Annotated in this window: 25 protein-coding genes, 1 tRNA gene and 2 pseudogenes; 24 read left to right on the top strand and 4 right to left on the bottom strand. The window is 68.1% G+C overall.

The features are described from left to right. The first annotated feature begins 2 nt into the window (after positions 1-2). The 14 genes and pseudogenes from hisD to tatC all read left to right on the top strand — a co-directional run bounded on the left by hisD (position 3) and on the right by tatC (position 8613). Complete coding sequence (gene hisD / locus ACQY9S_RS11445; RefSeq protein ID WP_428419830.1) at positions 3-1376, top strand: histidinol dehydrogenase; 1374 nt, start codon at positions 3-5, stop codon at positions 1374-1376. Further along, complete coding sequence (hisC, locus tag ACQY9S_RS11440) at positions 1373-2518, top strand: histidinol-phosphate transaminase (RefSeq protein ID WP_428419829.1); 1146 nt, start codon at positions 1373-1375, stop codon at positions 2516-2518. The genes hisD and hisC overlap by 4 nt, the downstream gene beginning before the upstream one ends. Further along, the gene (hisB, locus tag ACQY9S_RS11435; protein WP_428419828.1) at positions 2515-3114 is read left to right on the top strand and encodes an imidazoleglycerol-phosphate dehydratase HisB; all 600 of its coding nucleotides are present in this window, start codon (positions 2515-2517) and stop codon (positions 3112-3114) included. The genes hisC and hisB overlap by 4 nt, the downstream gene beginning before the upstream one ends. A 31-nt stretch (positions 3115-3145) precedes the next feature. Then, entirely contained in the window at positions 3146-3802 is a 657-nt protein-coding gene (hisH, locus tag ACQY9S_RS11430) for an imidazole glycerol phosphate synthase subunit HisH (protein WP_428419827.1), read from the top strand. A gap of 22 nt (positions 3803-3824) precedes the next feature. Beyond that, positions 3825-4571: a 1-(5-phosphoribosyl)-5-[(5-phosphoribosylamino)methylideneamino]imidazole-4-carboxamide isomerase gene (hisA, locus tag ACQY9S_RS11425; RefSeq protein WP_428419826.1), complete on the top strand. Its 747-nt coding sequence runs from the start codon at positions 3825-3827 to the stop codon at positions 4569-4571. A gap of 14 nt (positions 4572-4585) precedes the next feature. Beyond that, entirely contained in the window at positions 4586-5347 is a 762-nt protein-coding gene (hisF, locus tag ACQY9S_RS11420; protein WP_428419825.1) for an imidazole glycerol phosphate synthase subunit HisF, read from the top strand. Between the two features lie 151 nt (positions 5348-5498). Continuing rightward, positions 5499-5888 carry a phosphoribosyl-AMP cyclohydrolase gene (gene hisI, locus ACQY9S_RS11415; RefSeq protein ID WP_428419824.1) on the top strand — a complete coding sequence of 130 codons (390 nt, stop codon included), beginning with the start codon at positions 5499-5501 and terminating at the stop codon, positions 5886-5888. Next, positions 5885-6244, top strand: a complete 360-nt coding sequence (locus tag ACQY9S_RS11410) for a phosphoribosyl-ATP diphosphatase (protein WP_428419823.1) — start codon at positions 5885-5887, stop codon at positions 6242-6244. Before hisI ends, ACQY9S_RS11410 begins: the two co-directional genes overlap by 4 nt. After that, complete coding sequence (locus ACQY9S_RS11405) at positions 6241-6618, top strand: DUF4870 family protein (protein WP_428419822.1); 378 nt, start codon at positions 6241-6243, stop codon at positions 6616-6618. The genes ACQY9S_RS11410 and ACQY9S_RS11405 overlap by 4 nt, the downstream gene beginning before the upstream one ends. A 22-nt stretch (positions 6619-6640) precedes the next feature. Beyond that, positions 6641-6991: a histidine triad nucleotide-binding protein gene (locus tag ACQY9S_RS11400; protein ID WP_428419821.1), complete on the top strand. Its 351-nt coding sequence runs from the start codon at positions 6641-6643 to the stop codon at positions 6989-6991. An 81-nt stretch (positions 6992-7072) separates the two neighbouring features. Then, complete coding sequence (gene tatA, locus ACQY9S_RS11395) at positions 7073-7300, top strand: Sec-independent protein translocase subunit TatA (RefSeq protein WP_428419820.1); 228 nt, start codon at positions 7073-7075, stop codon at positions 7298-7300. A gap of 20 nt (positions 7301-7320) precedes the next feature. Next, a pseudogene (gene tatB, locus ACQY9S_RS11390) lies at positions 7321-7548 on the top strand (Sec-independent protein translocase protein TatB); the annotation flags it as partial. 135 nt (positions 7549-7683) lie between these two features. Beyond that, positions 7684-7821: pseudogene (gene tatB / locus ACQY9S_RS11385) on the top strand (Sec-independent protein translocase protein TatB); the annotation flags it as partial. 3 nt (positions 7822-7824) lie between these two features. Continuing rightward, positions 7825-8613 (top strand): twin-arginine translocase subunit TatC, encoded by a 789-nt coding sequence (gene tatC, locus ACQY9S_RS11380; RefSeq protein WP_428419819.1) that lies wholly within the window; start codon positions 7825-7827, stop codon positions 8611-8613. A 1-nt stretch (position 8614) separates the two neighbouring features. Here the strand turns inward: tatC and ACQY9S_RS11375 are convergent, their stop codons facing one another. Next, on the bottom strand, positions 8615-9775 hold the full coding sequence (locus ACQY9S_RS11375; RefSeq protein ID WP_428419818.1) for a S1C family serine protease: 1161 nt from the start codon (positions 9773-9775) through the stop codon (positions 8615-8617). 12 nt (positions 9776-9787) lie between these two features. On the opposite strand from ACQY9S_RS11375, the gene ACQY9S_RS11370 reads away from it, so the two are divergent. Both ACQY9S_RS11370 and pdxA read left to right on the top strand, forming a co-directional pair. Then, on the top strand, positions 9788-10537 hold the full coding sequence (locus ACQY9S_RS11370) for a Nif3-like dinuclear metal center hexameric protein (RefSeq protein ID WP_428419817.1): 750 nt from the start codon (positions 9788-9790) through the stop codon (positions 10535-10537). 8 nt (positions 10538-10545) lie between these two features. Beyond that, positions 10546-11556, top strand: coding sequence for a 4-hydroxythreonine-4-phosphate dehydrogenase PdxA (gene pdxA, locus ACQY9S_RS11365; protein ID WP_428425694.1), 1011 nt, complete (start codon positions 10546-10548; stop codon positions 11554-11556). Positions 11557-11754: 198 nt separating this feature from the next. On the opposite strand, the gene ACQY9S_RS11360 is transcribed toward pdxA, so the two are convergent. After that, the gene (locus ACQY9S_RS11360; protein WP_428419816.1) at positions 11755-14343 is read right to left on the bottom strand and encodes a DUF1631 family protein; all 2589 of its coding nucleotides are present in this window, start codon (positions 14341-14343) and stop codon (positions 11755-11757) included. A 52-nt stretch (positions 14344-14395) separates the two neighbouring features. After that, complete coding sequence (gene mscL / locus ACQY9S_RS11355; RefSeq protein WP_428419815.1) at positions 14396-14809, bottom strand: large conductance mechanosensitive channel protein MscL; 414 nt, start codon at positions 14807-14809, stop codon at positions 14396-14398. A 207-nt stretch (positions 14810-15016) separates the two neighbouring features. Here mscL and petA point away from each other — a divergent pair, with 207 nt between their 5' ends. The 6 genes from petA (at position 15017) to ACQY9S_RS11325 (ending at position 19254) form a co-directional block, all read left to right on the top strand. Further along, entirely contained in the window at positions 15017-15616 is a 600-nt protein-coding gene (petA, locus tag ACQY9S_RS11350; protein WP_428419814.1) for a ubiquinol-cytochrome c reductase iron-sulfur subunit, read from the top strand. Between the two features lie 16 nt (positions 15617-15632). Next, a complete protein-coding gene (locus tag ACQY9S_RS11345) occupies positions 15633-17033 on the top strand; it encodes a cytochrome b (RefSeq protein ID WP_428419813.1) in 1401 nt (466 codons plus the stop codon). Positions 17034-17053: 20 nt separating this feature from the next. Then, on the top strand, positions 17054-17821 hold the full coding sequence (locus ACQY9S_RS11340; RefSeq protein WP_428419812.1) for a cytochrome c1: 768 nt from the start codon (positions 17054-17056) through the stop codon (positions 17819-17821). 122 nt (positions 17822-17943) lie between these two features. After that, complete coding sequence (locus tag ACQY9S_RS11335; RefSeq protein WP_011828452.1) at positions 17944-18558, top strand: glutathione S-transferase N-terminal domain-containing protein; 615 nt, start codon at positions 17944-17946, stop codon at positions 18556-18558. 22 nt (positions 18559-18580) lie between these two features. Next, entirely contained in the window at positions 18581-19123 is a 543-nt protein-coding gene (locus ACQY9S_RS11330; RefSeq protein ID WP_428419811.1) for a ClpXP protease specificity-enhancing factor, read from the top strand. Between the two features lie 55 nt (positions 19124-19178). Beyond that, positions 19179-19254: transfer RNA gene (locus tag ACQY9S_RS11325), tRNA-Thr, on the top strand. Positions 19255-19530: 276 nt separating this feature from the next. Here the strand turns inward: ACQY9S_RS11325 and ACQY9S_RS11320 are convergent. Next, positions 19531-19842, bottom strand: coding sequence for a hypothetical protein (locus ACQY9S_RS11320; protein WP_428419810.1), 312 nt, complete (start codon positions 19840-19842; stop codon positions 19531-19533). Positions 19843-20315: 473 nt separating this feature from the next. Here ACQY9S_RS11320 and ACQY9S_RS11315 point away from each other — a divergent pair, with 473 nt between their 5' ends. After that, positions 20316-21242 (top strand): histone deacetylase family protein, encoded by a 927-nt coding sequence (locus ACQY9S_RS11315; RefSeq protein ID WP_428419809.1) that lies wholly within the window; start codon positions 20316-20318, stop codon positions 21240-21242. Between the two features lie 4 nt (positions 21243-21246). After that, the gene (locus ACQY9S_RS11310) at positions 21247-23937 is read left to right on the top strand and encodes a GNAT family N-acetyltransferase (RefSeq protein WP_428419808.1); all 2691 of its coding nucleotides are present in this window, start codon (positions 21247-21249) and stop codon (positions 23935-23937) included.

The raw sequence follows: 23937 nt of genomic DNA, 5'->3' as shown, positions 1-23937 counted from the left end.
ACATGAGCGCCCCAGCCCGCGTGAACCTGCGTCACCTGGCCACCACGCAGCCTGACTTCGAGGCGGCGTTCCGGGCGGTGCAGCACTGGTCGGCCGAGACCGACGATGCGATCGAGAGCCGCGTCGCCGGAATACTGGCCGACGTGCGGCAGCGTGGCGATGCGGCGGTCATCGAGTACACCGCGCGCTTCGACGGCCTGGCGGTCTCGTCGATGGCCGCGCTCGAGCTGACGCAGGCCGATTTCGCCGCCGCCTTCGAGGCCGTCACGCCGGCCCAGCGCGACGCGCTGCAGCAGGCCACGCGCCGCATCCGCAGCTACCACGAGCGCCAGCTCGAAGCCACCGGCAAGAGCTGGAGCTACCGCGACGAGGACGGCACGCTGCTGGGCCAGAAGGTCACGCCGCTGGACCGCGTGGGCATCTACGTGCCGGGCGGCAAGGCCGCCTACCCGTCGAGCCTGTTGATGAACGCGGTGCCGGCCCACGTGGCCGGCGTGCCCGAGATCGTGATGGTGGTGCCCACGCCGGCCCGCAGGGACGGCTCGTCCAAGGGTTCGAAGGGCGAGCGCAACACCCTGGTGCTGGCCGCCGCATTCGTGGCCGGCGTCACGCGCGCCTTCACGATCGGCGGCGCGCAGGCCGTGGCCGCGCTCGCCTACGGCACCGCCACCGTGCCCAAGGTCGACAAGATCACCGGCCCCGGCAACGCCTACGTGGCGAGCGCGAAGAAGCGCGTGTTCGGCACGGTGGGCATCGACATGATCGCCGGGCCCAGCGAGATCCTGGTGCTGGCCGACGGCAGCACGCCGGCCGACTGGGTGGCGATGGATCTGTTCAGCCAGGCCGAGCACGACGAGCTGGCGCAGAGCATCCTGCTGTGCCCGGATGCCGGTTTTATTGCCGCGGTGCAGCGCGAGATCGACCGGCTGCTGCCCTCGATGCCGCGCGCCGCGATCATCCGCGCCTCGCTGGAAGGGCGCGGCGCGCTGATCCACACCCGCTCGATGGAGGAGGCCTGCGAGATCAGCAACCGCATCGCGCCCGAGCACCTGGAAGTGAGCTCGAACGAGCCGCAGCGCTGGGAGCCGCTGCTGCGCCACGCCGGCGCGATCTTCCTCGGTGCCTACACCAGCGAATCGCTGGGCGACTACTGCGCCGGGCCGAACCACGTGCTGCCGACCTCGGGCACCGCGCGCTTCAGCTCGCCGCTGGGCGTCTACGACTTCCAGAAGCGCAGCAGCCTGATCGAGGTCAGCGAGCAGGGCGCGCAGACGCTGGGCGTGATCGCCGCCGAGCTGGCCTACGGCGAGGGCCTGCAGGCGCACGCGCAGGCGGCCGAGATGCGGCTGACGAAGAAGCCGGGGGCGCCGCGATGAGCGGCAGCAGCAACGGCAGCACACCGCTGGCGCCGCGCCTCGCGCGCTTCATCCGCCAGGACGTGCAGAACATGCACGCCTACGCGATCCAGCCGTCGGACGGCTTCGTGAAGCTCGACGCGATGGAGAACCCGCACCGCCTGACCGAGGCGCTGCAGGCCGAGCTGGGCCGCCGGCTCGGCGCGCTGGCGATCAACCGCTACCCCGGCACGCGCACCGACGCGCTGCGCGCGGCACTGGCCCGCCATGCCGGAATGCCCGTGGGCTGCGCGCTGATGCTGGGCAACGGCTCCGACGAGCTGATCTCGCTGCTCAGCATGGCCTGCGACGTGCCGCCGGGCGAAGCGGGCCGGAGCGGACCGGCCGTGGTGCTGGCGCCGGTGCCCGGCTTCGTGATGTACGAGATGTCGGCCCGGCTGCAGGGGCTGCGCTTCGTCGGCGTGCCGCTGACCGCCGACTTCGAGCTCGATGCCGAGGCGATGCTGGCCGCGGTGTGCACGCACCGCCCGGCGATCACCTACCTGGCCTACCCGAACAACCCGACCGCGAACCTGTGGGACGACGCGGTGATCGAGCGCATCGTCGACGCGGTGCGCGAGCACGGCGGCCTGGTGGTGATGGACGAGGCCTACCAGCCCTTCGCGAGCCGCAGCTACATCGGCCGCCTGAACTCCCCGGACGCGCGCCACGACCACGTGCTGCTGATGCGCACGCTCAGCAAGTTCGGTCTGGCCGGCGTGCGGCTGGGCTACCTCATGGGCCCGGCCGCGCTGGTGGCCGAGATCGACAAGGTGCGCCCGCCCTACAACGTCAGCGTGCTGAACTGCGAGGCGGCGCTGTTCGCGCTGGAGCACGAAGACGAGTTCGCGCGCCAGGCCGGCGTGCTGCGCGCCGAGCGGGCGCGGCTGCTGGGCGCGCTGCGCGCGATGCCCGGCGCGACGCCGTTCCCGAGCGAGGCCAACATGGTGCTGGTGCGGGTGCCCGACGCGAAGGCCGCGTTCGAGGGCCTGAAGGCGCGCGGCGTGCTGGTCAAGAACGTGTCCGGCCTGCACCCGCTGCTGGCAAACTGCCTGCGCCTCACCGTCGGCCTGCCCGACGAGAACGACCAGATGATCGCGGCCCTGAAAGGTGTCTTGTCATGACCGAACCGAACCGAGTTGCCGAAGTCCGGCGCGATACCGCCGAAACGAAAATCCGCGTGCGCATCGACCTCGACGGCACGGGCGTGGCCAAGCTCGCCACCGGCATCGGCTTCTTCGACCACATGCTCGACCAGCTGGCGCGCCACGGGCTGATTGACCTGGAGATCGAGGCCGACGGCGACCTGCACATCGACGGCCACCACACCGTCGAGGATGTCGGCATCACGCTCGGCCAGGCCTTCGCCAAGGCGGTCGGCGACAAGGCGGGCATCCGCCGCTACGGCCATGCCTACGTGCCGCTCGACGAGGCGCTGAGCCGCGTGGTGGTCGACTTCTCGGGCCGACCGGGGCTGCACATGCGCGTGCCGTTCAAGGCCGGCATGATCGGCGCGCTCGACACCCAGCTGGTCTACGAGTTCTTCCAGGGCTTCGTCAACCATGCCGGGGTGACGCTGCACATCGACAACCTGCACGGCGACAACGCCCACCACCAGTGCGAGACGGTCTTCAAGGCCTTTGCGCGGGCGCTGCGCATGGCGCTGGAGCGCGACCCGCGCATGGCCGGCGTGATCCCGTCGACCAAAGGCAGTTTGTGAGCCACCCCTCCTGAGCCGTGGAGTGCCCGAGATGAGTCGCACCGTCGCCGTCGTCGACTACGGCATGGGTAACCTGCGCTCGGTGTCGCAGGCGGTGCTGCATGCGGCGGCCGGCACCGGCTTCGACGTGGTCGTCACCGCCGAGCCGGACGTGGTGCGCGCCGCGGAGCGCGTGGTGCTGCCGGGCCAGGGGGCCATGCGCGACTGCATGCGCGAGCTGCGCGAGGCCCATGGCGGTGCGCTGCGGGCGGCCGTGCTGGAGGCTGCGGTGAGCAAGCCGCTGATGGGCGTGTGCGTCGGCATGCAGATGCTGCTCGACCACAGCGAGGAACAGGACACGCCGGGCCTCGGCTTGATCGCGGGGCGCGTGCGGCGATTCCAGCTCGAGGGCCGCCTGCAGCCCGACGGCAGCCGCTACAAGGTGCCGCAGATGGGTTGGAACCAGGTGGTCCAGGCGCGGTCGCACCCGGTGTGGGCCGGCGTGCCGGACGCCAGCTGGTTCTATTTCGTTCACAGTTTCTATGCGGTGCCCGCCGATCCGGCGCACAGCGTCGGTGAAACCGACTACGGTGCGCCCTTTACCAGTGCGGTGGCACGCGATAATATTTTTGCCACCCAGTTCCACCCCGAGAAGAGTGCTGCGCACGGCTTGGCCCTGTACCGCAATTTCCTCGGCTGGTGCCCCTGATCCTCCCCCACCCCTGACAGCCATGCTGCTGATCCCTGCCATCGACCTGAAAGACGGTCGCTGCGTGCGCCTGAAGCAAGGCGACATGCAAGCCTCCACCACCTTCGGCGAGGATCCGGCCGCGATGGCCCGGCGCTGGCTCGACGCCGGGGCGCGCCGCCTGCACTTGGTCGACCTGAACGGCGCCTTTGCCGGCAAGCCGGTCAACGAGCCGGCCATCAAGGCGATCCTGGCCGAAGTGGGTGACGAGATCCCGGTCCAGCTGGGCGGCGGCATCCGCGACCTCGACACCATCGAGCGCTACCTCGACGACGGCCTGTCCTACGTGATCATCGGCACCGCCGCGGTCAAGAGCCCGGGTTTCCTGCGCGATGCCTGCACCGCCTTCGGCGGCCACATCATCGTCGGCCTCGACGCCAAGGACGGCAAGGTGGCCACCGACGGCTGGAGCAAGCTGACCGGCCACGAGGTGGTGGACCTGGCGAAGAAGTTCGAGGACTACGGCGTCGAGGGCGTGATCTACACCGACATCGGCCGCGATGGCATGTTGAGCGGCATCAACATCGAAGCCACCGTCAAGCTGGCGCAGGCGCTCAGCATCCCGGTGATCGCCTCGGGCGGCCTCAGCAACCTTGCCGACATCGAGCGCCTGTGCGCGGTCGAAGGCGAGGGCATCGAAGGCGTGATCTGCGGTCGCGCGATCTACAACGGCGACCTCGATTTCGCCGCGGCGCAGGCGCGGGCCGATGCGCTGAACGGCAACGCCTGAGCGTCTTTTCGGCCATGCTCGCCAAACGCGTCATCCCCTGCCTCGACGTCACCGGCGGCCGCGTCGTCAAGGGGGTCAATTTCGTCGAGCTGCGCGACGCCGGCGACCCGGTCGAGATCGCGGCGCGCTACAACGACCAAGGCGCCGACGAGCTGACCTTCCTCGACATCACCGCCACCAGCGACGGCCGCGACCTGATCCTGCCGATCATCGAGGCGGTGGCTTCGCAGGTCTTCATCCCGCTGACCGTCGGCGGCGGTGTGCGCACGGTCGAGGACGTGCGCCGCCTGCTCAACGCCGGGGCCGACAAGGTGAGTTTCAACTCGGCGGCGGTCGCGAACCCGCAGATCATCCGCGACGCGTCCGACAAGTACGGTGCGCAGTGCATCGTGGTGGCGATCGATGCCAAGCAACGGGTCGGCGGCGAGGGCTGGGAGGTCTACACCCATGGCGGGCGCAAGAACACCGGTCTCGACGCGGTGGCCTGGGCGCGGCAGATGGCCGAGTTCGGTGCCGGCGAGATCCTGCTGACCAGCATGGACCGTGACGGCACGCAGATCGGTTTCAACCTGTCGCTGACGCGCGCGGTCAGCGACGCGGTGCCGGTGCCGGTGATCGCCTCGGGCGGCGTCGGGGCGCTGGAGCATCTGGCCGAGGGCATCCAGATCGGCGGCGCCGACGCAGTGCTGGCCGCGAGCATCTTCCACTACGGCAGCTTCACCGTCGGTCAGGCCAAGGCCTTGATGGCCGCGCACGGCATTCCGGTGAGGACGTGACCCACCCCCGTTGCGGCTGCGCCGCTCCCCCTCCAGGGGGCGACGCTGGTGGACCGGCGGAGCCGGATCCACGGCGTCCACTGGGTGGATCGCTGCTTGCCGATGGCGCCGTTCGCGAGGGGGATTGCGCTGACTCGCTAAACTGCCGTGCATGACTTGGCTGGACGACATTCGCTGGGACCGTGACGGCCTGCTGCCGGTGATCGCGCAGGAAGCCGCGAGCGGCGACGTGCTGATGTTCGCGTGGATGAACCGCGAGGCGCTGGCGCGCACCGCCGAGCTGGGCGAGGCGGTGTACTGGAGCCGCTCGCGCGGCCGCCTCTGGCACAAGGGCGAGGAGTCCGGCCACATCCAGAAGGTGCGCGACATGCGCCTGGACTGCGACAACGACGTGCTGCTGCTGAAGGTCGAGCAGCTCGGCCACGAGCCCTCGATCGCCTGCCACACCGGGCGCCACAGCTGCTTCTACCAGCGCTACGAGGCCGGGGCCTGGCACGCCGCCGAGCCGGTGCTGAAGGACCCGGAGCACATCTACAAATGAGCGGCGACGACACCCTGGCCCGCCTGGCGGCCGTGATCGAGTCGCGCCGCGGCGGCGACCCCGACGCCAGCTACGTCGCGCGCCTGTTCCACAAGGGCACCGACGCGATCCTGAAGAAGGTCGGCGAGGAGGCCACCGAATTCGTGATGGCGGCCAAGGACGGCGACCGCCCGAAGATCGTCAACGAGGCGGCCGATCTGTGGTTCCACGCGATGGTGGCGCTGGCGCATTTCGGCCTCACGCCGGCGCAGGTGCTGGCCGAGCTCGAGCGGCGCGAGGGGATGTCGGGCCTCGAGGAATTCGCATTGCGCAAGGTCAAGGGCCGCGAGGCCGAGTCCAAGGAGCGCGGAACATGAACACCGTGATCGACAGCGACGAGCGCGAGCGCTCGCTGAAGACGGTCGGCACCGTCAGCTACCTGCTGCACCTGATCGTCGCCGTCGGCGCGGTGCTGCCCGGCGTGCAGGCCAGCGTGGCACTGCTGATCGTGGCCTTCATCATCGACATGGTGAAGAGGGACGAGGCCGCAGGCACCTGGCAGGCTTCGCATTTCAGCTGGCGCATCCGCACCGTGCTGTGGGCCGGCGGTCTGTACATCGTCACGTCGTGGCTGTGGCTGCTGTTCTTCATCCCCGGCTGGATCGCCTGGGGGCTGATCTCGATCTGGTTCCTCTACCGCATCGTGCGCGGCTGGCTGAACCTGAACGGCAACCAGCCGATGCCGACCTGAACTTCTTCTGCTGCATCCAGTCATGAGCGACCACGATCCGAACTGCGTCTTCTGCAAGATCATCGCGGGCCAGATTCCGTCCCGCAAAGCCTACGAGGACGAGCATGTGCTGTCGTTCCACGACATCAATCCCTGGGCACCGGTGCATGTGCTGGTGATCCCGAAGCGGCACATCGCCACGCTGGCCGACATCGGCCCCGAGGACCAAGACCTGATGGGGCGCATGCTCGCACTCGCCCCGAAACTCATGCGCGAGCTCGGCGTCACCAACGGCTTTCGCACGCTGATCAACACCGGCAAGGACGGCCTGCAGGAGGTCTATCACCTGCACATGCACGTGATCGGCGGCCCGAGGCCGTGGGCCAAGGGTTGAACCACCGCCCGTTGCACGGGTCGGACACGAGGGCTGGCCTAAAATCAATGGTTGCCCGCACTGGGTCTTCAGGAGAACGACATGGGTTCTTTCAGCATTTGGCACTGGTTGATCGTGCTGTTGATCGTCGTGCTGGTGTTCGGCACGAAGAAGCTCAAGAACATCGGCAGCGACCTCGGCGGTGCCGTGAAGGGCTTCAAGGACGGCGTGCGTGACGGCTCGGCGCCGGCCGAACCGCCGCAACAGGTCACTGCGAACAAGAACGCCGACGCGAACACGGTCGACGTCGAGGCGAAGCAGAAGTCCTGAGCGGTCGGAGCGACGCGCGCATGATCGATTTCGGTTTCGACAAGATTGCGCTCATCGGCGCGGTGGCCTTGATCGTCATCGGCCCCGAGCGCCTGCCGAAGGTCGCGCGCACGGTGGGCCACCTGATGGGCAAGGCGCAGCGCTACGTTGCCGACGTCAAGGCCGAGGTCAACCGCTCGATCGAGTTGGAAGAGCTCAAGAAGATGAAGACCCAGTTCGAGGACGCGGCGCGCAATGTCGAGCAGACGGTTGCGAACGAGGTGCACCAGACCAGCAGCGAGGTGAACCAGGCCTGGGATTCGCTGTCGTCTTCCGCTGGCGGCTCCGGCGGCGGTACCGACAGCTACCACGCCGGCGCCGCGCTGAGCGAGCCGCCACCGGTCTACACGCTGCCGCGCAAGAACTGGCGGCTCAAGCGGGGGGCGGTGCCGCAGTGGTACAAGCAGCGGCACGGCGTGCGTGCCAAGGCGCAATCGGGTGCGGCCCGCGTGGCGCGCTTCCGGCCGCCGCGCCCGCTGTAGTCCGTGGGCGCCCCCGAACCCCGCGACGAACTCGAAGGCAGCGAGCAGCCTTTCGTCGCCCACCTTGTCGAGCTGCGCGACCGGCTGATCCGTGCGGTGCTCGCGGTCGTCGTGTGCTTCGGCGCCCTTGCGCTGTGGCCCGGCCCGTCGGCGCTCTACGACCTGTTGGCGGCACCGTTGGTGGCGCAGCTCCCGGCGGGCGCCACGCTGATCGCCACCAACGTGATCTCGCCTTTCCTGGTGCCGCTGAAGATCACCCTGATGGCGGGCTTCATGCTTGCGTTGCCGGTGGTGCTGTACCAGGTCTGGGCCTTCGTCGCGCCGGGCCTGTACATGCACGAGAAGAAGCTCGTGCTGCCGCTCGTCGTGTCCAGCACGCTGCTGTTCCTGCTGGGCGTGGCGTTCTGCTACTTCTTCGTGTTCGGCCAGGTGTTCAAGTTCATCCAGGGCTTCGCGCCGAAGAGCATCACCGCGGCACCGGACATCGAGGCCTACCTCGGTTTCGTGCTGAGCATGTTCGTCGCCTTCGGCGCCGCCTTCGAAGTGCCGGTGGTGGTGGTGGTGCTGGCGCGCATGGGCCTGGTGTCGATCGAGAAGCTGAAGGGCTTTCGGGCCTATTTCATCGTCGTTGCCTTCATCGCAGCGGCGATCGTCACGCCTCCGGACGTGATCTCGCAGCTCGCTCTCGCGATCCCGATGTGCATCCTGTACGAGCTCGGCATCTGGGCTGCCAAGCTGTTCATCAAGCACACGCAGGCCCCCGACGCGACGACGGAAGACCGCCCCGCCTGACCTACTCCCGCTGCTGCCGCGGCGCCTTGGGGCGCTGCGCCACGGTGAGCTGCAGTGCGACCTCGCTGGCGCCCCGCTGGACGACGAGCTGGGCTTTCGACCGCGGCTTCAGCGACGCCACCGCATTGAGCAGCTGCGAGGTGTTGCTGACGGGGGTGTCGGCGACCTTGACGACCACGTCGCCGGGGCGCAGCCCGCCTTCGCTGGCCGGGCCGCCCTGCAGCACGCCGGTGATCAGCACGCCCTGCGAGACCTTGAGGTTGAAGGTCTCGGCGATCTCGGGCGTCAGATCGCGGGGCTCGACGCCGATCCAGCCGCGCGTGACCTGACCGTCCTTGATCAGCCCTTCCATCACCTGGCGTGCGGTCGACACGGGGATGGCGAAGCCGATACCGAGGTTGCCGCCCGAGCGCGAGTAGATCGCGGAGTTGATGCCCATCAGGTTGCCGGCGGCGTCGACCAGTGCGCCGCCCGAGTTGCCGGGATTGATGGCTGCATCGGTCTGGATGAAGTTCTCGAAGGTGTTGATGCCGAGCTGATTGCGTCCGAGCGCCGACACGATGCCGGACGTGACCGTCTGGCCGACGCCGAAGGGGTTGCCGATCGCCAGCACCACGTCGCCGACCTGCAGCGCGTCGGAGTCGCCGAAGCTGACCGCGGGCAGCTTGTCGAGCTTGATGCGCAGCACCGCGAGGTCGGCCTCCGGGTCGGTGCCGATCACTTCGGCCTTGGTGCGCCGTCCGTCCGACAGCACGACCTCGATGTCGTCCATGCGCTCGACCACATGGTTGTTGGTCAGCACATAGCCATCGGACGAGACGATGACACCGGAGCCCACGCCGGTCTGTGCCTGCGAGTCGGGGTCGCCGAAAAAGTAGCGGAACCAGGGGTCGTTGGCGCGCGGATCGCGCGCCGCCGGCGTCTTGCTCGTGATGACGCTCACCACCGCGGGTGCCGCGCGCTTGGCCGCGGCCGCGTAGCTGATGCTGCCGGCTGCCGCCGGGGCCAGCGTGACCTGAGGCGGCGGGACGGACGGCAGCGTGCCGACCACCGAAGACAGCGGCTTGCGCTGCACCCATTCGGGCTTGAGCGTGGCGACGACGAACAGCATCGCCAGCGCCACCGTCACGGCTTGGGAGAAAATCAACCAGAACTTGCGCATGGGAGAGAAGAATTGACAAGCCGCGAAGAACTCGAGAATTACCTCGCGACATTGCTCGAGCTGGAGCGTTTCAAGGATTATGGGCCGAACGGTTTGCAAGTTGAGGGCAAGCCGCAGATCCGCAAGCTCGTCACCGGCGTCACCGCCAGCCTCGCATTGATCGAGGCCGCCGCCGCGGCCGGAGCCGATGCGGTGCTGGTGCACCACGGCCTGTTCTGGCGCGGGCAGGACGGGCGACTGACCGGTTGGCTGAAGAAGCGCGTGGGTGCCTTGCTGGCTCACGACCTGAACCTGTTCGCCTACCACCTGCCGCTCGACGCCCACCCCGAGCATGGCAACAACGCGCAGCTCGGAGCCAAGCTCAAGTTCGTCAGCGAAGCGCGCTTCGGCGAGCAGCAGCTCGGCTTCATCGGTCGGCCGCCGCAGCCGCTGACCGGTGCCGCGCTGTCGGCCCTGGTTCAGTTCCGGCTCGGTCGCGCGCCCACGGTGGTCGAGGGCGACGGTCGGCCGATCCGGCGCGTGGCATGGTGCACCGGTGGTGCGCAGGGCTACTTCGAGGCGGCGATCGCCGCCGGTGCCGATGCCTACCTGACCGGTGAAATCTCCGAGCCGCAGGCCCACATCGCACGCGAGACCGGTGTGGCGTTCTACGCCTGCGGGCACCACGCGACCGAGCGTTTCGGTGCGCCGGCGCTCGGGGCCCATGTGGCGCAGCTGTTCGACCTCGAGCACGAGTTCATCGAGATCGACAATCCGGCGTGAACACCGAGATGCAGCCGCTGGCGATCACGATGGGCGATGCCTGCGGCATCGGCCCGGAGATCATCGCAATGGCCTTCGCGCGCGGCGCGCTGCCGGGCAGTTTCGTGGTCGGAGATGTCGAGGTGCTGCGCCGGGCAGCGGCGATCGTGTCGAGCGTGGAGCGCGTCGGCCTGCCGGTGGCGGTGATCGAGCGGCCGGCCGATGCCGGGGATGTGCCGCCGCGCTGCCTGCCGGTGCTGGTGCCGCCGGGCTTGCCCGCGGGGGTGGCCGGTTTGCCGTTCGGCCGCGTCGATGCGGTGGCCGGTATCGCGGCGGCGGCCTGCATCCGGCACGCCGTGGCCCTGGCGCTGGCCCGCGAGGTGGCTGCGATCGTCACCGCACCGATCCACAAGGAGGCGCTGGCGGCTGCCGGCGAGCCCTACCCGGGTCACACCGAGCTGCTGCAGGCCGAGGCGAGCGCCGGGCCGGTGCGCATGATGCTCGCGAACGACGAGCTCAAGACCGTGCTGGTCAGCATCCATGTCTCGTTGCGCCGGGCGATCGAGGCGGTGAGCTTCGAGGCGGTGCTCGAAACACTGCGCATCGCCCAGCGCGCGGCGGTGCGCTGGGGTCAGGCGGCGCCGCGCATCGCCGTGGCGGGCCTGAACCCGCATGCCGGCGAAGCGGGGTTGTTCGGCGACGAGGAGCTGCGGATCATCGCGCCGGCGATTGCCGCCGCGTGCCGCGAGGGCATCGACGCGCGCGGCCCTTTCGCGCCCGACACGGTGTTCATGCGCGCGCGGCACACGCCCGAGCACCCCGGCGAGTTCGACGTGGTGGTGGCGATGTACCACGACCAGGGCCTGATTCCGGTCAAGTACCTGGGCGTCGAGCGGGGCGTCAACGTGACGCTGGGCCTGCCCTTCGTGCGCACCAGCCCCGATCACGGCACCGCGTTCGACCTCGCCGGCAGCGGCCGGGCCGACCCCGCCAGCCTGATCGCCGCGTGCCAGATGGCCCGCCGCCTCGCGGTCGGCTGAAGCGCGGGGTGGAGGGCTTTCGAGGCAAGGAAGGGCCGCTCCGGGCTACCGCTCGCCCAGCGGCCCCGCCAGCAACGCTCGGTACCTGCAGGCGGCTGGCCGGTGAACGCTTCGAACCTCGGTAACCCCGCGCACACGAACGGCTGCAACGAGCCGAAGCCCGCCAGCTGATTTGATAGGTTTGGATGCGAGTCGGTATCAGAGGCGGCTGCTCGCCACCGTGCCGCGGGTGCCGACCCCCCCCAGCTGCGCGAGCTGCTTGCGGGCGCGCGCCGTCGCGCGCTCGATCAGCTCGGCCTGCTCGAAAGCGCGGAAGCGCTCGGTGTCGCACATGCGCGTGAGCATGCGCGAGGTCATCGAGATCGTCTTCTGGTGCGCCTTGCCGTGGGTGAACACGAAGAAGGCGCGGCCGGGGCTGATCCAGTTCAGGCGCACGCGCTGCCAGCGGCCTTCCACATGCATGCGGTAGGCAATGCCGGTCTGCAGGTGGTGGATCAGCTGCGGGCCGTGCGTCGGCTCCGCGGCCTCCGGCGCCAGGGCCTCGAGCACCACGTCGACTTCGCTGCCGTCGGCGCGCTCGCCGCCGTCGCCGAGATCGATGTCGACCTGCCCATCCCAGTCGACCGCGCTCTCGTCGACCAGACCGATCTGTTGGGCCTCTTCGGGCGAGAAGGTCAGTGGCGCGACATGCTCCTGCGGCGGCGGCAGCTCGGCGGGCATGCTGGGCGCCAGCTCGTCCGCGGTGGGGATCGAAACCTTCTCGACCTGATCGAGGTAGTGCTTGAGCTGGCGCTGTTCGAAGTCGGTCGGTGGCGCGGTCTTCAGCGAGGCCGCGTGCTCCGGCAGCAGCCGAGCGAGGAACTCCTTCTTCGCGGCTTCCGGCCAGCGGATCAGTGCCAGGCCTTCGTTGAGGTCCTTCATCAGCTGTGGCAGCGCCATCAGGAAGCTCTTGCGCAGCTGGGGCTCCCCCTTGGGCTGCACGCTCAGTGCCAGTTCCCGGGCCGCGCGGTTGGCGCGGTGCATCAGCTCCGGCGATCCGAACGGACCCGCCGCCTGCACCTGCACCTGGCTCCACACCTGCGCCAGGAAGTCGCGCACGAAGTCGGGCAGGGCGACCGGCTCCAGATGCGCCTTCAGCTCGCGCATGTAGCGCTGCTGGATGCGCAGCTGGGTTTCCTTGTTGTCGAGCAGCGTGGCGGCCGTCGCGTGTGTGCCGACGTCGCGGGCGCTCTGCTCCTGGACCAGCGCCTCGATCGCCTGCAGCTTGGACTCGTACAGGTCCATCTGGTCGAAGTCGCCCTCGACGATCTCCTGCACCAGCGAGCGCACGCGCTCGATGAAGTCCTTGCCGGGGCCCTGGTCGAGGTCCTCGTAGGCCACCGCGAGCGAGGCGATGCGGTTCACGAAGCGCCGCACCGGGTGGCGCCGCGAGCTGAAGAACCCCACGTCCTTCAGCGCCGCCCGCAGCACCGGCAACTGCAGCCGCGCGATCTGGCGCGCCATCTGCGGCGGCACCTTGCTGTCCGACAGCACCTGGTCGAACAGCGCGCCGACCACGTCGATCACCATGTGGTCGAGCGTGCCGGACGAGGCCCGCATCAGCTCATCGCGGTGCTGGCGGATCACGTTCACCGCCATCAGGCCGGCCAGCGGCGTGATGTGGGACGGGCCGGACAGCGGGCCGCTGCGCGAGCCGCCGCCCGTCGGCGGGCTGCCGTGCTGATCGGTGCCGAGCCCGGCCGTCTCGCCGGCCGCGGCGCTCACGGCGGCCAGTCGTCGCAGCATGTCGAGCATCTGCGCATCGCTGTTCGCACTCGCCGCCGGCGAGTGGCCGCCGGCGAAGCCCGAGGCCGGCGCACCGCCGCGCCCGGAGCCGCTGCCCTGCGCCCCGTAGCCACCGCGCCCGCTCGGCCGCTCGGCGCCGGACGAGATCGAGATGGGCGTGCCTGTTCCGGAGGGGGTGCCCAGGGCGCCCGCCCCCGACGCCGCCTGCAATGCCTGCGGCAGCGCGATGCCGAACAGCGTGTGGAGCATCTGTTCGGCCTGGATCAGGTCGCGCGCCGAGGCCTGGAAGCCGGAGCCATGGAAGCCCGACGTCTGGTAGCCGGAGCTCTCGCGCAGCATCTCGCGCGGCAGGTCGTTGCCCGGACCCTGTACCGTCTTCAGCGCCAGGCCGACCGGCTGCACCCCACGGGCCTGCAGGTCGGCGATGATGCTCGCGTAGCAGGGGCGCATCGCCGTGGCCAGCGCGCGGCCGAACTCGCTGGCGAGGAGGCGGTGCGACTCCGGGTCGTTGTTGACCGCGAGGATCGCGCGGCGCAGCGCCCGGCCGATGAGCTCCGGACGCAGCGGGTTGTGCTCGGGGTCGGGCTCGCCGGCGTGGAGCAGCGCGGCGACGTAGCCGTCGAGTTCGCGGAGCTCCCATTCACACTCGTGCACGATCTGCATGCTCAGGCGGTCGGCCGAAACGCGCTCGTCGACCTCGTCCTCGCCCACCAGGCTGAGCGATTCCCACGAGGTGGTCGCAAGCGAGCGGGTCGAGGTCCGGGGTTCGGCGGCCTCGAGCACGCGATCCCGCAGACCCGCGCCGAAGACCAGGTTGAAGTCGGGCAGCTTGCGGCGCAGGTCGAACTGCGTGGCGGCCATCAGCTGGCGCGTGCTGGCGCTGGCGAACGACGAGGATTGCAGCGCGAGCGTCTGCCCCAGACGGTCGGCAGCCGCCGTGACGGTGGCCTGGATGCGCAGGCATGCCGCGTTCAAGGCGGCCTGGACGTTGGGTGCGTTCACGGAGTCGGCAAAGAGGCGGGCGGACCGTTGCAGCGGTCCGCCCGCAGGCGGGTCACTTGTTCAGGGCGTCACGGATCTCGCGCAGCAGCACGATGTCCTCGGCGGGCGCGGCCGGCGCAGCCGCGGGTTCGTCCTTCTTCAGTCGGTTGATCTGCTTGATCATCAGGAAAATGATGAAGGCGAGGATCGCGAAGTTCAGCGCGACCGTGATGAAGTTGCCATAGGCGAACACGGCACCGGCCTTCCTGGCCTCGGCGAGCGGCAGGCCGGCGGCCTGTCCGGCCAGCGCGACGTAGTAGTTCGAGAAATCGAGGCCGCCGAACAGCTTGCTGACGATCGGCATGATCAGGTCGCCGACGACCGAGTCGACGATCTTGCCGAAGGCGCCGCCGATGATCACGCCGACGGCGAGATCGATCACATTGCCCTTGACGGCAAACTCCTTGAACTCGCTGAAGAAAGACATGCGCGGTCTCCTGAGGACGTTGATGGCTGCCGAGGCGGGCCCTGTGCCCGCACCGCAAGCGAGTATTCCCGAGCTTTGCGGCAAGTCAAGCTGAGCTGGCGCGCAGCTTGCTGCAACTGCAGACAGCGCGCCGGCCTCGGATCGGGGCACTCTGTCGATTAGAATCGATGGTTGTTCAAGAATCAAAGCGCTAGCCCAAGGAATTCCATGAGTGAGCAGCAAGTCGATCACAGCAAACGGACCTGGCTGATCGCCTCGTCCTGTGCCGGTGTTGCGGGAGGTGTCGCAACCGCCGTGCCGTTTGTCAGCACTTTCCAGCCTTCGGAGCGCGCGCGCGCGGCCGGCGCGGCTGTCGAAGCTGACATCAGCGCCCTCAAACCGGGCGAGAAGATGACGGTCGAGTGGCGTGGCAAGCCGGTCTGGATCCTGCGCCGCACGCCCGAGCAACTGGAATCGCTGAAGAAGACCGACGCGCTGGTGGCCGACCCGAAGTCCGAACGCAAGCCCGCGGAAGTCACACCGATGGAGACCACTCGCAACGAGTGGCGCTCGATCAAGCCCGAGATCCTGGTCGTCGTGGGCATCTGCTCGCACCTCGGCTGCTCGCCGTCGGATCGCCTGGTGGCCGGCCCTCAGCCCTCGCTGCCGGACGATTGGCAGGGGGGCTTCCTGTGCCCTTGCCATGGCTCGACCTTTGACCTGGCCGGACGGGTGTTCAAGAACAAGCCGGCGCCGGACAACCTCGAGGTGCCCCCCTACACATTCCTGTCCGACAGCAAGCTGCTGATCGGCGAGGCCAAGGCCTGAGCAGCGCGAGGACACCATGGCCGAATTCAAGACCGCCCCCGCCGACGCGCCGCTCGCCCAGAAGCTGATGACCTGGGTCGACAACCGCTTTCCCGCGACCAAGCTCTACAAGGAGCACCTGTCCGAGTACTACGCGCCGAAGAACTTCAACTTCTGGTACTTCTTCGGTTCGCTGGCGATGCTGGTGCTGGTGATCCAGATCGTCACCGGCATCTTCCTGGTGATGAACTACAAGCCCGATGCGAGCCTCGCTTTCGCCTCGGTCGAGTACATCATGCGCGACGTGCCCTGGGGCTGGCTGGTGCGCTACATGCACTCCACCGGCGCCTCGGCCTTCTTTGTCGTCGTCTACCTGCACATGTTCCGCGGGCTGTTGTACGGCAGCTACCGCAAGCCGCGCGAGCTGGTCTGGATTTTCGGCTGCGCGATCTTCCTGTGCCTGATGGCCGAGGCCTTCATGGGCTACCTGCTGCCCTGGGGGCAGATGAGCTACTGGGGTGCGCAGGTGATCGTCAACCTGTTCGCCGCGGTGCCCTTCGTCGGGCCGGACCTGGCGCTGCTGATCCGTGGTGACTACGTGGTGAGCGATGCGACACTGAACCGCTTCTTCAGCTTCCACGTCATCGCGGTACCGCTGGTGCTGCTGGGCCTGGTGGTGGCGCACATCATCGCGCTGCACGAAGTGGGTTCGAACAACCCGGACGGGGTCGAGATCAAGGAGAAGAAGTGGCCGAACGGCACGCCGATGGACAGCATCCCCTTCCATCCGTACTACACGGTGCATGACATCCTGGGCGTCAGCGTGTTCCTGATGATCTTCACCGCGATCCTGTTCTTCACGCCCGAGCTCGGTGGCTACTTTCTCGAGTACAACAATTTCATCCCGGCCAACCCGCTGCTGACGCCGGCGCACATCGCCCCGGTGTGGTACTTCACGCCCTACTACTCGATGCTGCGCGCGACCACCGACGTGATGGTCAACGTGCTGGCCGTGCTGACCGGTGTTGGTGCGCTGCTGGCGGTTGTCAAGGGTCGCTTCGGTGGCATGGCCAAGATCGCGGTCGTTGTCGCTGCCGTGGTGGCGATCGCGCTGCTGAAGACCTTCGACGCCAAGTTCTGGGGCGTGGTCGTGATGGGCGGCGCGGTCGTCATCCTGTTCTTCCTGCCCTGGCTGGACCACAGCCCGGTCAAGTCGATCCGCTACCGGCCGGACTGGCACAAGTACGTTTACGGCCTGTTCGTGCTGTTCTTCTTCGTCCTCGGCTACCTGGGCATCCAGCCGCCGACCGCTGCCGGCACGCTGATGGCGCAGATCGGCACGCTGTTCTACTTCGGCTTCTTCCTGCTGATGCCGTGGTGGAGTCAGCTCGGCAGTTTCAAGCCGGTGCCCGACCGCGTGACTTTCGCCGCCCACTGAGCCCGCAGGAGCCCGAGAACATGAAGAAGCTGATTGCCCTGCTGCTGGCCGCACTGGCCTTCGCCGGAACGGCCCGCGCTTCCGAAAGTGAAGTCGCCTGGGACAAGTTTCCCGAGAACAAGCTGACCGACGTGGCTGCGCTGCAGCACGGTGCCAAGCTGTTCGTCAACTACTGCCTGAACTGCCACTCGGCCGCCTACATGCGCTACAACCGCCTGCAGGACATCGGCCTGACGGAGGCGCAGATCAAGGGCAACCTGGTGTTCGCTACCGACAAGGTCGGTGACACGATGAGGGTCGCGCTCGATCCGCAGCATGCCAAGGAGTGGTTCGGTGCGGTGCCGCCCGACCTGACCGTGGTCGCCCGCTCGCGCGCGGGGCACGGCGGCAGCGGTGCCGACTACCTGTACACCTACCTGCGCAGCTACTACCGCGACGAGACCAAGACCACCGGCTGGAACAACATGGTCTTTCCGAGCGTCAGCATGCCGCACGTGCTGTGGGAACTGCAAGGGCAGCGGGCCGCCAGGTTCGTCGAAGACACGGACCCGCACGACGAGAGCAAGAAGGTGCACCGCTTCGCCGGCTACGAACAGCTGACCCCTGGCAAACTGACCCCCTTGGCCTATGACGAGGCCGTGGGTGATCTGGTGGCGTACCTGCAGTGGATGGGTGAGCCGGTGCAGAACCAGCGCAAGCGCATCGGCGTCTGGGTGCTGCTGTTTCTGGCGGTGTTCACCGTCATTGCCTGGCGCCTGAACGCTGCTTACTGGAAAGACGTGAAATGACCCCTGCAGGCCGGAGCGCTTGACGCGCTGGCCGGCCTGTGACGGCGTGAGCGGAGTGGGATGCAAGTCCGCTCCGCTTGCGTTTTTGTGACCGCCCCAGACAACGATAGGAGCCCGCCGCCATGATGGTGCTTTACTCCGGAACCACCGATCCCTACTCGCACCGCTGCCGCTTCGTGCTGTTCGAGAAGGGCATGGACTTCGAGATCCGCGATGTCGACCTGTTCGCGAAGCCCGAAGACATCGCGCTGATGAACCCGTACAACGAGGTGCCGATCCTCGTCGAACGCGACCTCATCCTGTACGAGTCGCACATCATCAACGAGTACATCGACGAGCGCTTTCCGCACCCGCAGCTGATGCCCGGCGATCCGGTGGCGCGCGCGCGCGTGCGGCTGTTCCTGTTCAATTTCGAAAAGGAGCTGTTCGCGCACGTGAACCTGCTCGAAGGCCGCAGCGGCGTCAAGGCGACCGACAAGCAGCTCGAGAAGGCGCGCAGCCAGATCCGTGACCGGCTCACGCAGCTCGCGCCGATCTTCCTGAAGAACAAGTACATGCTGGGCGACGATTTTTCGATGCTCGACGTCGCGATCGCGCCGCTGCTGTGGCGCCTCGACTACTACGCGATCGACCTGTCGAAGAACGCGCTGCCCTTGCTGAAGTACGCCGAGCGCATCTTCTCGCGCCCGGCCTACATCGAGGCGCTGACGCCGTCCGAGAAGGTGATGCGTAAGTAAGTCGGGCCGCAGGAGCGCCACGATGACGATCCCCGTCACGCCGGACACCCAGGGCGCCTCCACGCGGCCTTACCTGATCCGTGCGCTGCACGATTGGTGCACCGACAACGGCTTCACGCCCTACCTGGCGGTCTACGTCGATGCCTCGGTGCAGGTGCCCAACGAGTACGTCAAGAACAGCGAGATCGTTCTCAACGCCAGCTTCGAGGCCACCAGCAGCCTGCAACTCGGCAACGAGTTCGTCAGTTTCAAGGCCCGCTTCGGCGGCACGGCCCGCGAGATCGTCGTGCCGGTCGATCACATCATCGCCATCTATGCGCGCGAGAACGGCCAGGGCATGGCCTTTCCTGCGCCACCGCAGGCGCCGCCAGCCGGCGTGGAGCCGGTCGGAGAGGGCAGCAGCGGCGACGCCGGTGCGGCCCGCAGCGGCCTGCGGCTCGCCGCCTCACCGGCAGAGGAGTCGGTGTCCGGCGAAGCCGATGCCGTCGACGACCTCTCGCCCGACAGCGAGCCCCCGCCCGAGCCCTCCGGCGGTGGTCGCCCTTCGCTCAAGCGCGTCAAGTGATCGCGGGGCGCGCCGGCGTCGCAGGGCGCCGGCACTCCTACAATCTTCACGGTACGCCGGCTTAGCTCAGTTGGTAGAGCACCCGCCTTGTAAGCGGAAGGTCTTCGGTTCGATTCCGAAAGCCGGCACCAGTCACAAATGAGCGGGTCGGTCAGTGTCAGCCGGCCATCTGACCCCGATGCGCGGGGCTTTTCCGCGGTTCGGCGAGGCGGTGTGGCTTACAATGCCAGCACTTCGACGACAAACCGGCCGCACGATTGGGCGGATCCAGGAACCCGTGACCTGCGTCGAGAGAACCCGTCGCCTCGCGCTGCTTAGCGCGATCCGCGTTCGGTAGATGAGCCCGCGGCCCTGGTCCTCCAGATTGCCTGCGGGCTTTTTCTTTTGTTCGGCAGACGGCTCGGTGGTCAGATCCTGGCGAGCAGTGCTTCGGTCAGCAACAGTGCGCGTTCGCGTTCGGCGTGGCCTCCCAACATCAGACAGTGCCCGCGCTCGAACAGCACGTTCTCGGCCAGTTCGCACAGCACCGGCATCATGCCGCGGGCGACCAGCATCAGGTCGTCGATGTCCAGGCCTCGCAGTGCGCGGGTCAGCTCGGTGGCGGCGGTGCGGTACTCGCTCGCGTGCATGCCCATCTGCTTGGTCTCGAGGACGCGCATCAGGCACAGCGAAGTGCGCAGGGTTTCGTCCTGCAGGTCGGAAATCAGGGGGTAGGGCAAGGCAAGTCCTTTCGCGGCATCGCCATGGGCGGCGTGCCCCCGTCATATCGGACGCAAAGGCGCGTGTCTTGAGTGCCGTTGTCACGCTGGCATGCGCCCATCCGGACCGGCGGCTGAACTCCGGCGCTCGGGCACCGTCTCCTTGACCAGATCAGATTGAAGCTTGGACAAGGGCTCGTTGCAGCGGTTCGTGTGTGTGGGTTGCTGAGGTTCGAAGCAACACAGCGACCCGGTGCAGCGCCCGCGCTGAGGTTTGCCGTTCGGCCCTCTGGACAAGGCACCGAAGACCGCAACGAGCCGAAGAACGACGGGGGTGATTTGACAGGGTTGAATGCGAGTTGGTATGAGTCGGTCGACCGTGGTTGGCGGCGCAGCCGCACGAGCCTTGTCCTGCATCAGGCGCTTGCAGGCGCATCGCGCGTAAATTGCCCGGATTCCCCGGACTGCCGTCCCCGGGGGCGGAGACGTCGAACGTGCTTGCCGCCTACATCACCCACGCCGAGTGCGCTCGCCATGAAATGGGCCCCGAGCACCCCGAATGCCCCGAGCGCTTGGCGGCCATCCACGACCATCTGCTGGTCAAGGGCCTGCTGGACTACATGATCTGGTACGACGCACCGCTGGCGACCGTCGAACAACTGGCCCGCGCCCACTCGGCCCTGCATGTGCACGAGATCCTGGCGGCATCGCCGGCTGAAGGCCACCGGCAGATCGACCCCGACACCCGCATGAATCCGTTCACGGTGAATGCCGCCCTGCGGGCCGCGGGCGCGGCGGTGCTGGCCACCGACCTGGTGCTGGCCGGCGAGGTGCCGGCGGCGTTCTGCTGTGTCCGCCCGCCGGGGCACCATGCCGAGCGTGCCGCGGCCATGGGCTTTTGCTTCTTCAACAACGTCGCCGTCGGCATCCGCCATGCGCTCGACGTGCACGGCCTGCAGCGCGTGGCGCTGGTCGACTTCGACGTGCACCACGGCAACGGCAGCGAGGACATCCTGCGCGGCGACGAGCGTGTGCTGATGTGCTCCATCTTCGAGAAGGACCTCTACCCGTTCTCGGGCGGCGAGTGCAACGATGCCAACATGGTCAACGTCGGCTTGCCGACGCGCTCTGGTAGCGACGCGTTCCGCCACGCCGTCACGCACAGCTGGTTGCCGGCACTGGCGGCCTTCCGGCCGCAGCTGATCTATGTCTCGGCCGGTTTCGACGGCCACCGCGAAGACGACATGGGCAACCTGGGGCTGGTGGAAGCAGACTACGGGTGGGTCACGCAACAACTGATGGCGGTGGCGCGGCAGCACTGTCAGGGCCGTGTCATCTCCTGCCTCGAAGGTGGCTATGTGCTCAGCCCGCTGGCGCGCAGCGCCGCGGCGCATGTCAGAGTACTGATCGGCGCAGACTGAACCCATGGACAAACACTTCCTCACCCCGCTCTTCGCGCCCGAATCGATCATCGTCCTGGCCGGACCGCCCGGCGACCCGACCGGCCAGACCCCGCAGGCCCGGGTGCTGCACGAGGCCTTGCGGGCCCAGCCCTATGGCGGCAGCCTGCAGTTCCTGGACATCCACGCCAGCGGCACGCTGGCCGATCTGGCCCAGGCGCGGGCCGACCTAGCCATCATCGCGCTGCCCCCCGACGAAGTGGCTGCGGCGCTCGAGGTCGCCTGCCGTCTGGCGTGCCGCTCGGCGCTGGTCATCTCGAGCGGCATCGGCGCCGAGAAGGCCGATGCGCTGAAGAAGATCGCACGCCGCGAAGGCGTCCATCTGCTGGGCCCCAACGGCCTGGGCTTCCAGCGCCCGCTGCTGCAGCTCAACGCCAGTGCCGCCGGACCCCTGGCCAAACCCGGCTCGCTGGCACTGGTGTCGCAATCCGGCGCGCTGACGGCCTCCGTGCTCGACTGGGCCCGCAAGAACGCGGTGGGCTTCTCCACCGTCGTCTCCCTCGGCCCCAACACCTCGGTCGACATTGCCCAGGTGCTGGACTTTCTGGCCAATGACGCGCAGACGCACAGCATCGTCGTCTACGTCGAAGGCATCTCGAGCGCGCGCCATTTCATGAGCGCGCTGCGCTCGGCCGCCAAGGCCAAGCCGGTGGTCGTGCTCAAGGCGGGCCGCAAGCCGGCCGGCAACCAGGCGGCGCAGACGCACAGTGGCGCCATCGTCGGCAGCGACGAGGTGTTCGATGCGGCCCTGCGCCGCGCCGGCGCGGTGCGCGTCCGCTCGTTCGTCGAGCTGTTCTCGGCGGCCAAGTGCCTGGCCTCCCGCTACCGCCCGGTCGGACGGCGCCTGGCCATCGTGACCAACGGCGGCGGCCCGGGGGTGCTGGCGGCCGACTGGGTCAACGAACTCTTCCTGCATCTGGGCCGGCTGTCGCCCGAATCGGTCCGCGACCTGGCGCCCCGGTTGCCCGAGCAAGCGTCGCTGGTGGACCTGATCGACCTGTCGGAAGAGGCCGGTCCCGCGCACTACGAGGCCGCCATCTCGGCGGCCTGCGCCGATGCGCAGATCGACGGCGTGCTCGCCGTCTACTCCCCGAAGGTGGGCGTCGACGCGAACGACGTCGCCGGCGTGCTGGTGAACGTCAAGCAGTCGATGGGCAAGCCCTTGCTGTCGTGCTGGATGGGCGATGCGTCGGTGGGGGCAGCGCGCGCGCTGCTCAACGAGGCCGGCATTCCCAGTTTTCGCACGCCCGAGGCAGCCGTCGGCGCCTTCGGCAACATCGCCTCGTTCTATCAGAACCAGTTGCTGCTGCAGCAGACGCCGTCGCCGCTGTCGGCCCTGGCCAAGCCCGACATCGAAGGCGCGCGCCTGGTCATCGAGAGCGTACTAGCCGAGCGCCGCAAGGTCCTGACCGAGATGGAGTCGAAGACGCTGCTCTCGTCCTTCCACATCCCGGTCACGAACACCATCCTCGCCCGCAGCGCGAACGAGGCGATGATGATCGCCACGCAGCTCGGCTTCCCGGTGGCGCTGAAGATCGACTCGTCCGACATCAGCCACAAGTCCGACGTGCAGGGCGTGGCCCTCAACATCATGAACGGCGCCAGTGCGCGCGATACCTACAACGACATGGTGGAGCGCGTCGCACGCCTTCAACCGGGCGCGCGCATCAATGGCGTGACCGTGCAGAAGATGGCGCGCGCCCGGCGCGGTCGGGAGATCTACATCGGCCTCGTCACCGACGATCCGTTCGGCCCGGTGATCGTGTTCGGCGCGGGCGGCACGATGATCGAGCTGATCAACGACCGCGCCATGGAGCTGCCGCCCCTGAACCACTTCCTGGCGCGCCACCTGATCGAACGCTCGCGCGTCGCCGAAACGCTGCTCGAATGGCGCGGTGCCAGTGCGGTGAACCTGGACGCGCTGGAGCAGGTGCTGCTGCGCGTGTCGGAGATGGTGTGCGAGCTGCCGCAGCTGCGCGAGATGGACATCAACCCCATCATCGTGGACGAGTCGGGCGCCGTGGCGGTGGACGCGCGCATCGTCATCGACAACGCGCCCCAGGCGGTGAGCGGCCGCACCGACAACTACAACCACCTGTCCATCCTGCCGTATCCCATGCACTACGAGCAGGTCTGGCCGCTGCGCGGCGGTGGCGAGTACACCGTGCGGCCCATTCACCCCAACGATGCCCAGATGCTGCAGGACCTGATGCACCATCTGTCGCCGCAAAGCCGCTACTTCAGGTTCGTGTCGTCGATGACCGAGCTGTCGCCGTCGATGCTGGCGCGGTTCACGCTGATCGACTACGACCGCGAGATGGCGCTCGTCGCGGTCCTCAAGGAACGCAGCGCATCGGTCGACGGCGAGATCACGGAGACCGAGCGCGTGGTGGGTGTGTCACGCTACATCACCAACCCCGACCAGTCGAGCTGCGAGTTCTCGCTGGTGGTGGCCGACGACTTCAATGGCAAGGGCATCGGCTCGCGGCTGATGGAAAGCATCATGGACGTGGCACGCGAGAAGGGCCTGGCGGAGATCGACGGTCTGGTGCTGGCCAACAACGCCGACATGCTCAAGCTGATGCGGTCGCTGGGCTTCGCGGTCAAGCGCTTCGCGGACGATCCCGACTTCATGCTGGTGAGTCACACCCTGTAG

The sequence above is a fragment of the Methylibium sp. genome, assembly GCF_965279545.1.
GTDB lineage: Bacteria > Pseudomonadota > Gammaproteobacteria > Burkholderiales > Burkholderiaceae_C > Methylibium.
This window is presented reverse-complemented; position numbering and strand designations above follow the sequence as displayed.

Coding starts and splice junctions, on each gene's coding strand:
- hisH (WP_428419827.1), top strand. CDS start 3,146: ATGAGTCGCACCGTCGCCGTCGTCGACTACGGCATGGGTAACCTGCGC.
- pdxA (WP_428425694.1), top strand. CDS start 10,546: ATGCAGCCGCTGGCGATCACGATGGGCGATGCCTGCGGCATCGGCCCG.
- hisB (WP_428419828.1), top strand. CDS start 2,515: ATGACCGAACCGAACCGAGTTGCCGAAGTCCGGCGCGATACCGCCGAA.
- ACQY9S_RS11335 (WP_011828452.1), top strand. CDS start 17,944: ATGATGGTGCTTTACTCCGGAACCACCGATCCCTACTCGCACCGCTGC.
- mscL (WP_428419815.1), bottom strand. CDS start 14,809: ATGTCTTTCTTCAGCGAGTTCAAGGAGTTTGCCGTCAAGGGCAATGTG.
- ACQY9S_RS11340 (WP_428419812.1), top strand. CDS start 17,054: ATGAAGAAGCTGATTGCCCTGCTGCTGGCCGCACTGGCCTTCGCCGGA.
- hisI (WP_428419824.1), top strand. CDS start 5,499: ATGACTTGGCTGGACGACATTCGCTGGGACCGTGACGGCCTGCTGCCG.
- petA (WP_428419814.1), top strand. CDS start 15,017: ATGAGTGAGCAGCAAGTCGATCACAGCAAACGGACCTGGCTGATCGCC.
- hisC (WP_428419829.1), top strand. CDS start 1,373: ATGAGCGGCAGCAGCAACGGCAGCACACCGCTGGCGCCGCGCCTCGCG.
- ACQY9S_RS11375 (WP_428419818.1), bottom strand. CDS start 9,775: ATGCGCAAGTTCTGGTTGATTTTCTCCCAAGCCGTGACGGTGGCGCTG.
- ACQY9S_RS11400 (WP_428419821.1), top strand. CDS start 6,641: ATGAGCGACCACGATCCGAACTGCGTCTTCTGCAAGATCATCGCGGGC.
- hisD (WP_428419830.1), top strand. CDS start 3: ATGAGCGCCCCAGCCCGCGTGAACCTGCGTCACCTGGCCACCACGCAG.
- ACQY9S_RS11310 (WP_428419808.1), top strand. CDS start 21,247: ATGGACAAACACTTCCTCACCCCGCTCTTCGCGCCCGAATCGATCATC.
- ACQY9S_RS11410 (WP_428419823.1), top strand. CDS start 5,885: ATGAGCGGCGACGACACCCTGGCCCGCCTGGCGGCCGTGATCGAGTCG.
- ACQY9S_RS11330 (WP_428419811.1), top strand. CDS start 18,581: ATGACGATCCCCGTCACGCCGGACACCCAGGGCGCCTCCACGCGGCCT.
- hisA (WP_428419826.1), top strand. CDS start 3,825: ATGCTGCTGATCCCTGCCATCGACCTGAAAGACGGTCGCTGCGTGCGC.
- hisF (WP_428419825.1), top strand. CDS start 4,586: ATGCTCGCCAAACGCGTCATCCCCTGCCTCGACGTCACCGGCGGCCGC.
- ACQY9S_RS11405 (WP_428419822.1), top strand. CDS start 6,241: ATGAACACCGTGATCGACAGCGACGAGCGCGAGCGCTCGCTGAAGACG.
- tatA (WP_428419820.1), top strand. CDS start 7,073: ATGGGTTCTTTCAGCATTTGGCACTGGTTGATCGTGCTGTTGATCGTC.
- ACQY9S_RS11345 (WP_428419813.1), top strand. CDS start 15,633: ATGGCCGAATTCAAGACCGCCCCCGCCGACGCGCCGCTCGCCCAGAAG.